The 9012-nt window shown below is 37.9% G+C and carries 6 protein-coding genes and 2 riboswitches; of the genes, 5 read left to right on the forward strand and 1 reads right to left on the reverse strand.

Annotated features, from left to right (window positions below):
• Position 1 precedes the first annotated feature (1 nt).
• Entirely contained in the window at positions 2 to 658 is a 657-nt protein-coding gene (locus tag BFL01S_RS17225) for a 2OG-Fe(II) oxygenase (RefSeq protein WP_061786445.1), read from the reverse strand.
• 274 nt (positions 659 to 932) lie between these two features.
• Between BFL01S_RS17225 and BFL01S_RS17230 the strand changes: the two genes are divergently transcribed.
• The 5 genes from BFL01S_RS17230 to BFL01S_RS17250 all read left to right on the forward strand — a co-directional run bounded on the left by BFL01S_RS17230 (position 933) and on the right by BFL01S_RS17250 (position 8679).
• Positions 933 to 1883 carry an AAA family ATPase gene (locus BFL01S_RS17230; protein ID WP_025908436.1) on the forward strand — a complete coding sequence of 317 codons (951 nt, stop codon included), beginning with the start codon at positions 933 to 935 and terminating at the stop codon, positions 1881 to 1883.
• Between the two features lie 7 nt (positions 1884 to 1890).
• Complete coding sequence (locus BFL01S_RS17235; protein WP_061786446.1) at positions 1891 to 3039, forward strand: DUF58 domain-containing protein; 1149 nt, start codon at positions 1891 to 1893, stop codon at positions 3037 to 3039.
• Entirely contained in the window at positions 3036 to 5207 is a 2172-nt protein-coding gene (locus BFL01S_RS17240) for a transglutaminase TgpA family protein (RefSeq protein WP_061786447.1), read from the forward strand. Before BFL01S_RS17235 ends, BFL01S_RS17240 begins: the two co-directional genes overlap by 4 nt.
• A 38-nt stretch (positions 5208 to 5245) precedes the next feature.
• Positions 5246 to 5347: riboswitch (purine riboswitch) on the forward strand.
• A 122-nt stretch (positions 5348 to 5469) separates the two neighbouring features.
• Entirely contained in the window at positions 5470 to 6999 is a 1530-nt protein-coding gene (gene guaA, locus BFL01S_RS17245; RefSeq protein WP_061786448.1) for a glutamine-hydrolyzing GMP synthase, read from the forward strand.
• A gap of 98 nt (positions 7000 to 7097) precedes the next feature.
• Positions 7098 to 7199, forward strand: a riboswitch (purine riboswitch).
• A gap of 154 nt (positions 7200 to 7353) precedes the next feature.
• Positions 7354 to 8679 (forward strand): NCS2 family permease, encoded by a 1326-nt coding sequence (locus BFL01S_RS17250; RefSeq protein ID WP_061786449.1) that lies wholly within the window; start codon positions 7354 to 7356, stop codon positions 8677 to 8679.
• Positions 8680 to 9012 lie beyond the last annotated feature (333 nt).

Below are 9012 nucleotides of genomic sequence, written 5' to 3' on the forward strand. Positions count from 1 at the left end.
ATTAACGAATTCTCTGCTTACGCATCCACTGCGTTGCTACCCACTTTTCACCTTTTACAACGGGTGCACCGCCATGAAGAGTTAAGTCGTTAAGCTCTTGATTTGTATAGAAGTATTCAAAGTATACGGCCATACCTTTTTTCGGCGTAACGGAAAATTTTAGCTTTGGAAAATAAGTTTCGCCACCTTCTTCTACATCATTTAAGTACATAACGAGCGTGCTGATTCGATTGTTCTTCGCGGCTTTGCTTGTAGGGACGAAGTAATCGTGGTGTGCTCGATATTCTTGATTTGGTAAATAGTTTAAAATTTGAAGACCCTCAGCATGATCGGTTGGAATGCCCGTGATTTCGGAAGTGCGCATTTCGATTTTCTGTACAAGTGGATTCTCGCTTTCATCGAAAAACATACCGCTACTTGTACGGATATTATTAACTTCACGTGAAGCTCCAATTTTAGAGCGCTGCATTTTATCTTTAGATAGCTGAATTAGTTCATCACACTCTTCATCGCTTAACACATTGTCTAATACGAGAATGAGCGGCTCTTCTAAACGAGCGATAATGTCAATCTCTCTATCGCTTAATATAATTTTATTGCCTATATGATTAAAGATTGTTTGTTCTTTTGTTACTAAAGATTCTTGATCTAAAGCCATTTTTCTTCTTCTCCTCAAAAAAGACTTATTTTTCTGAAATCTAATGCAGTATTCTTGGAATCGCTTACTGATAAAAATTATATCACGCAGGGCAAAGGTTTGCTTCTAATAAGATAAATGTTTATTTTCTAATTATTTGAGGTTGTTTCGAAACTGGTAAAAATATAAAGCATCAGACTCACCTTATTTCTTTTAAGTAAACTGCTTGATTTGCTAGAATAGTACTATATTTGTGACAAATTTGTATGTATACATACATTAAGGGGGGACTTTCATGATACCAGCAGAAAAGGTGCAGACTCAGCTTCAACAGCTTTTAAATACAATTGACGAAGTGGTTATAGGAAAGCGAGATGTAGCTAAGCTCAGTATTGTTGCACTCCTTGCAGAAGGACATGTTCTATTAGAAGATGTACCAGGAGTAGGGAAAACGATGTTTGTCAAAACGTTGGCTAAGGCAATTAATGCTGATTTTAAGCGAATTCAATTCACACCAGACTTGTTGCCGTCAGACGTAACGGGTATGTCGGTATATAGCCCAAAGGATATGGAGTTTCACTTTAAACCAGGCCCAATTTTAACGAATATTGTATTAGCAGATGAAATCAACCGTAGTTCACCAAAAACACAAGCAGCACTATTGGAAGCCATGGCTGAGCAGCACGTTACCATAGACGGGTTAACAAGAGAGTTACCATCTCCATTTTTTGTGATGGCTACGCAAAATCCAATTGATTTTGAAGGAACGTATCAATTACCAGAAGCGCAGCTTGACCGTTTCTTATTTAAATTAAATATGGGATACCCAACGAAACAAGAAGAGTTAGCTATTCTAAATGGAGTTGAGCAAAAGCGAACGATAGATGATGTCCAGCCTGTTATGAATGTGGAAGAACTGCGTACGATGCAGCAAATGGTGAAGGATGTTTACGTAGATGATGTCATTAAAAACTATATCGTCGATTTGGTTATCCAAACGAGAACTCATGAATCCATTAGCCTTGGCGTAAGCCCGCGTGGTTCCGTAGCGTTAATGAAAGCAATTCAAGCGTATGCTTTGCTTGAAGGTAGAGATTATTGTATTCCAGATGATGTTCAACACTTAATGAAACATGCGTTCGCACACCGTGTTATACTGCAACCTGAGACGAGATATGAAGGGGTGACGGAAGGCTCCATTATCGAAGGCATTATAAAGCGTACGCCTGTGCCGGTGAAAGGATAAAAGCTATATGGCTAAACTAAGTGTTAAAAGGCAACCAGTCATAAGCTTTTTGTTATTAGTAGTCTTATTAGTAGCGACTTTTGCTTATGCGATGTTTCAAGGAGGATTTGTAAGCTGGTTTTTATTTTATAGCTTTCTGCCTTTTGGTTTATATGGAATTGTGATCGCGTTCTATCCTATGAAAAGCTGGCAAGTGGAGCGAGTGATGACGCGTACGCATTACGAAGCGAAGAAATCGGTTTATTACAAAGTTCATATTAAACGAAACTCATTTTTTCCTTTGTACAATCTTTCTGTTGAAGATATATGTAAAGAGGCTGATTTATCTTTGCGAAAGATAGTATACCCATTGTGGAAAAAAGACATTGTGATTGAGTTTGAAATTCCCTCCTTAGAGAGAGGTGAGTATAACCTTACTGGAATCTCGATTGAAATGAGTGATTTATTAGGCATTGTTCATCGACAGCAAGTTTTTGTGACAAGAAACCAGCTCATTATGTATCCTCATTTAATACAAGTTAAACCTACCTCTTCCCAATGGAGTGAGGGGGAAAAGCACTTTTATAAGCGTTCCATTGCTGAAAATACGATGCTTGCTACTGGTGTGCGTGAGTATGAACAAGGAGACCGCTTGTCTACTATTGACTGGAAAGCGACTGCCCGAAAAGGAACGCTTATATCAAAAGAGTTTGAGAAGATGAGTGATTTGAAAGAGGTTCTTATTTTTGATGGCGTTGATCCTACAGACTTTGAGGAGCGGACTGGTTTCATGGCTTCAATGATTCTATCGTATCTAAATCAGCATAAGCCAGCTTCATTTATCCATGGGGGAAGCAGTAGTCGTTTAAAGGAGTTGCATGGAGGAGCTCAGCATGAGAGAGGATGGCTTGCTTACTTTGCTAGGGTCCAGCCGATACGAAACGGAAAGCTAACGATTCCAAAAGGTTTATCTCATGCAGTTACTGTTATTTCAAGTTCGATGACAAGTGAATTAATTCAAGAGGTTCAAGCTAAAGTAAGTCCGCAAACAAAAGTAACGCTTTTTATTATACAAAGCAAACAAGACGGACGAGGTTATGTGAATATTCCAAGGTGGGATGTTCACTTTATTCAATTTCCAAATCCCCGTAGTGTCCGGGAGGTGAAGAAGCAATGAAGTCTCTAAGTATTCGCAGCATATTACTTTATGTCGGCGCGTTTTTATTGCTGATTGAATGGCTACATCCACTTAGCGTGGTGACTGATACAGGTGAGATTCAGTATTTTATCTTTTTTGTTAGTATTACCTTTCTCTTACTGATGCTGCAGACCTCGTTTTTTATTGTGACAGTTATAAACGCAGCGTTTGTTTTGTATGCTGTTAATCGCATTTACTATCAAACGCCCTTTTTATCAGCAGAATGGTTTAGTGCGTTCGTTGACCAAACTTCAATAGATATAGGCCGTATTATCGGCTGGCAAATTCCCAATTTGTCAGTTGAGATGAGAACATGTCTGTTTTTTATCTTGTTATGGATTATGGCTTACTTAATTCGCTACTGGATTTTTTATCAGCAAAAGATTTTTTTCTTCTTTTTATTAACAATTGTTTACGTTACAGTGCTTGATACGTTTTCTGAGTATGACGCTACGTTTGCTATTGTTCGAGTTGTAGCCATTGGCTTCTTATTATTAGGCTTTTTGCGATTACACATAGATGGAAGAACCAAACAAAAGCTTTCCCACGTTGAAAATAGAGCAAGGTCTTTCTTTTTGCTACTAGGTGTTCTACTTATAGCAGTTGGTGTTGCTTATATTGCACCAAAATCAGCTCCGAAATGGCCTGACCCTGTTCCGTTCTTAACAGCTTACACACAAAACAGTGGTGAAGGCGCATCAAATAACCAGCGGATTGGTTACGATACTGATGATTCTCAGCTCGGCGGTGCCTTTACCGCAGATGATACGGTTGTATTTACTGCTCAAACAGAGAAAGAGCATTATTGGCGGATTGAAACAAAAGACGTCTATACGGGAAAAGGCTGGGAAACGTCTTATAATGCTGCGAGTCGACCGTTAGAAGGAAATGAGAACGTACTTCCTCAATATGGTGCAAGTGTAGAAAAAGAATCATACACAGCGTCCATTAAGTTTGAACAACCAACTATTCATTTAATGCATGTTCCAGAATTGAAGAGTATTTCTCTTAATGATGTACTGCAACCGCAAATTACGCCAGCGAATGAAAAGTTATTTCCTTACAATCAAGGTCGCGTGACCGAAGCGAAATCATATGAAATGACATATGCATATCCTACTTTTAATATTGAACAGCTACAAAATAGTGATCGAAATGGAGTTTCTATTGAACAGAATTCTTCGTTTCAAAACAGGTACACTCAGCTCCCAGAATCATTACCTAATCGAGTTGGGCAGCTTGCTCAAGAGATTACAGCTGAGGAAGCTACTCGCTATGATAAAGTAAAAGCAGTAGAGAAGTACTTTCAAGCTAATGGTTTTGTATATGATACAAACGATGTAGCTATTCCTGGTGAAGGAGAAGACTACGTAGATCAATTCCTGTTTGAGACGCTTAGAGGATACTGTGATAATTTTTCTTCATCCATGGTTGTCCTACTTAGAACACTTGATATTCCAGCGCGCTGGGTGAAAGGCTATACCGAAGGCGAACAAATTAGCGCTAGTGCAGAAACGCCTGTATATGAAGTGACGCAAAACAATGCACATTCATGGGTCGAGGTTTATTTCCCAGGAACAGGTTGGGTTCCGTTTGAACCAACTAAGACATTCTCAAACCCTTATGAATTTGATGAACCTCAAGTGGAAGGGAATAATCAAGGTACAGAAGAGGAAGAGATAGAAGAAGCTACTGAACCAGAAGTGGAAGAGCCGGTACAAGAAGAGCAGAAACCTGAAGAAAAACAAGTAGCAGATGATGAGAAAGTGGAACCTTCAGATGCTGCAATCTCCTTATGGTGGTTATTGCTTCTCATTCCCTTTTCATTCATATTATTATACATGACACGTTATAAATGGTTGCCACGTGTAATGGTTCCATACTACCGCAAATGTTCGGATGAAAAAGCGTTTGAAAAAGCCTATTTCTTCTTAATAAGTATGTTAGCAAGAAAAGGTTTAAAAAGAGATTCACATGAAACGCTGAAGGATTTTGCTTTACGAGTAGATCATCAGCTTCATACAAATGATATGAGTGAATTAACGAGAAAGTATGAGAGAGTTATTTATAAGCAGCAGTCATCTGTAGAATCTTGGAGTCAATCAGTAGAATTGTGGGAAAATTTAATTAAAACGACAGGTTCTTGACCATTTCCAGCTTGATTGATAGAATATTCACGAACTTACTATAGTGTTACGTATACCTTCATATATCCTCGATAATATGGTTCGAGAGTCTCTACCGGGTCACCTTAAATGGCCTGACTATGAAGGCAGGATATTCTTTTTGATCATAGCTTTGTGTTCAACTAGACTTTCTGCCTTTATATCAAAGGGGAAAGTCTGGTTTTTTTTATATTTTGGGGCATAATAGCAAGTGATTATTTACACATTCGGAGAGGTGAACGAGATGGAAGGCATGATTGTTGTATTAGATTTTGGAAGTCAGTATAACCAACTCATTACGCGTCGTATTCGTGAGTTTGGCGTATATAGTGAATTACATCCACACACAATTACAGCAGAAGAAATTAAAGCGTTAAATCCTAAAGGTATTATTTTCTCTGGTGGTCCAAATAGTGTGTATGGTGAAAGTGCATTTCACTGTGACGAAAATATTTTCGAATTAGGAATTCCTGTACTGGGTATTTGTTACGGTATGCAGCTTATGACTCATCATTTTGGTGGTAAAGTAGCGGGTGCAGATCATCGTGAGTATGGTAAAGCATCGATTCACGTACAAAATGATTCATTAATGTATCATGAGCTACCGAAAGAGCAAGTGGTATGGATGAGCCACGGCGACTTAGTTGTAGAAACACCGCCTGGATTTGAAGTGGATGCGACAAGTGCATCTTGCCCAATTGCTGGTATGAGCAATAAAGATAAAAATATGTACGGAGTTCAATTCCATCCAGAAGTTCGCCATTCAGTATACGGAAATGATCTGTTAAAGAACTTTGTATTTGAAGTTTGTCATGCTGAAGCTAACTGGTCTATTGAAAACTTTATTGAAGTTGAATTAGAAAAAATTCGCCGAGTTGTTGGAGATAAAAAAGTATTATGTGCATTAAGTGGCGGCGTAGATTCTTCTGTAGTAGCCGTATTAATTCATAAAGCAATCGGTGACCAATTAACTTGTATGTTCGTAGATCATGGTTTATTACGTAAAGGTGAAGCGGAAAGCGTAATGGAGACGTTCAGCGAAGGGTTTAATATGAACGTTATTAAAATTGATGCAAAAGACCGCTTCTTGAACAAATTAAAAGGTGTATCTGACCCAGAGCAAAAGCGTAAAATTATTGGGAACGAGTTTATCTATGTATTTGACGATGAAGCAACTAAACTACAAGGTTTTGAATTTTTAGCTCAAGGTACACTATACACAGATATTATTGAAAGTGGTACAGCAACTGCTCAAACAATTAAATCTCACCATAACGTAGGTGGATTACCAGAAGATATGGAGTTTGAGTTAATTGAACCTTTAAATACACTATTTAAAGATGAAGTGCGTGCATTAGGTACTGAATTAGGTATTCCTGACAATATTGTATGGCGCCAACCATTCCCAGGTCCAGGGCTAGGAATTCGTGTGCTTGGTGAAGTAACAGAAGAAAAGCTTGAAATCGTTCGAGAATCTGATTACATTTTACGTGATGAAATCGCAAAATCAGGTTTAGAGCGTGATATCTGGCAGTACTTCACAGTTCTTCCTGATATCCGTAGTGTTGGTGTAATGGGGGATGCTCGTACGTATGATTATACAATCGGTATTCGTGCCGTAACTTCAATCGATGGGATGACTTCTGATTGGGCTCGTATTCCTTGGGATGTGCTTGAGAAGATCTCAGTTCGTATCGTAAACGAAGTTAAACACATTAACCGCGTTGTGTATGACATTACAAGTAAGCCACCTGCAACAATCGAATGGGAATAATATGTAAGGAAACCGAACAAACGAACATTCTTTTGTGAGAATGTTCGTTTTTTGTTGACTTAATTCATTATTAAGTGGTAATATACTAGCATAAAAGAACTAAACATATTAAGAAATGTCGTATAATCTTGGGAATATGGCCCGAAAGTTTCTACCGAGCTACCGTAAATGGCTTGACTACGAGCAACTCTGTATATACAAACGATTTATTCTATCTATTAGATAAAAAGAGAAGAGTAGATAGTATCATTCCGTATATATTTACGTAGTTAACGCCTTTACATTATTAATTGTATAAGGCGTTTTTTATATTACCCATGAGACAGCGACTTCCAATGGTGGGGAGGAACAAGTATGAAGAAGTACTTTCGTTTTGATGAGTTAGGAACAAATTATAGAAGGGAAACTATTGCAGGATTAACAACTTTTTTATCCATGGCGTATATCTTATTCGTTAATCCAGCGATGCTATCATTGAGCAGCGTACCAGATTTACCAGATAGCATGCGTATGGACCAAGGTGCGGTATTTACAGCTACTGCTTTAGCTGCAGCGCTTGGTTCACTCATTATGGGAGTAATCGCTAAATACCCAATTGCGCTTGCGCCTGGAATGGGTTTGAACGCTTTCTTTGCTTATAACGTTGTATTAACAATGGGTATTCCGTGGCAAACGGCTTTATCTGGTGTTATGGTATCGGGGTTAATTTTCATCTTATTATCTTTATCTGGTATACGTGAAACAATCATTAATGCTATTCCAGCAGAGTTAAAACTAGCAGTTGGTGCTGGGATTGGTCTTTTCATTACATTTGTTGGATTGCAAAACGCTAATATTATTGTAGACAATCCAGATCTACTAGTTGGTTTAGGTGATTTAACAAATGGTAGTACATTACTTGCTATTTTTGGTGTTATTATAACAGTTATCTTAATGGTTTTACGCGTCAATGCTGGAATCTTTATAGGAATGGTTATTACAGCTATCGCTGGTATGGTTGTAGGGTTAGTTGATTTACCAACAAGTGTTGTCGGCCCGGCTCCTAGCTTAGCTCCGACATTTGGTGCTGCTTTTGAAAACTTCGGTGAAGTGTTTACGCTTCAAATGCTAGTTGTTATCTTAACTTTCTTATTTGTAGATTTCTTTGATACAGCAGGTACTTTGGTTGCTGTTGCAACTCAAGCTGGACTAATGAAGGATAATAAATTACCTCGTGCAGGAAGAGCGCTTTTAGCAGACTCTACAGCGACAGTAACGGGTGCGGTTTTAGGAACATCTACAACAACATCGTATGTTGAATCAACAGCGGGTGTTGCAGCAGGTGGGCGATCAGGGTTTACTTCAGTTGTAACTGCATTTTTCTTTTTAATTGCTATTTTCTTTTCACCTTTACTTTCTGTAGTAACTTCAGCGGTAACAGCACCAGCTCTTATTATTGTGGGTGCACTAATGGTAGCAAGCCTAGGGAAGATTAAGTGGGATCAATTTGAAGTAGCGGTACCAGCTTTCTTAACGATTATCATGATGCCTTTAACATACAGTATCGCTACAGGTATCGCGATCGGTTTTATCTTTTATCCAATCACGATGATCTGTAAAGGTAGAAGGAAAGAGATTCATCCGATTATGTATGGGTTATTCGTAATCTTCGTTCTATATTTTATTTTCTTAGCAGAATAAAATAATTAAAGAATAGTAGAAGAAGAGGCAGCTAAAGTAGCTGCCTTTTTATTTTGAGCAGGTTACTGGACTTTGCTTGAATAACAGTTATAAAATAAGTGCATATCATTGAGAAAGTTAAATGATCGAAATGAGTAAATAAAAGCTTTTTAAAAAAGTAAAAGTTTTTTTAAAAAAACAATTGACTCTTCATAATTATCATGGTAAATTATTATATGTCGCCAAGGAGCGATTGAGAAAAACTTGAATTTCGAAAAAAGAGTTTGGAAAAAAGTTGTTGACTTTTAAAACTCAGAATGATATATTAGTAAAGTTGTTTCAAGAGAAAATGAA

The organism is Priestia flexa NBRC 15715 (genome assembly GCF_001591565.1).
GTDB classification, from domain to species: Bacteria; Bacillota; Bacilli; order Bacillales; family Bacillaceae_H; genus Priestia; species Priestia flexa.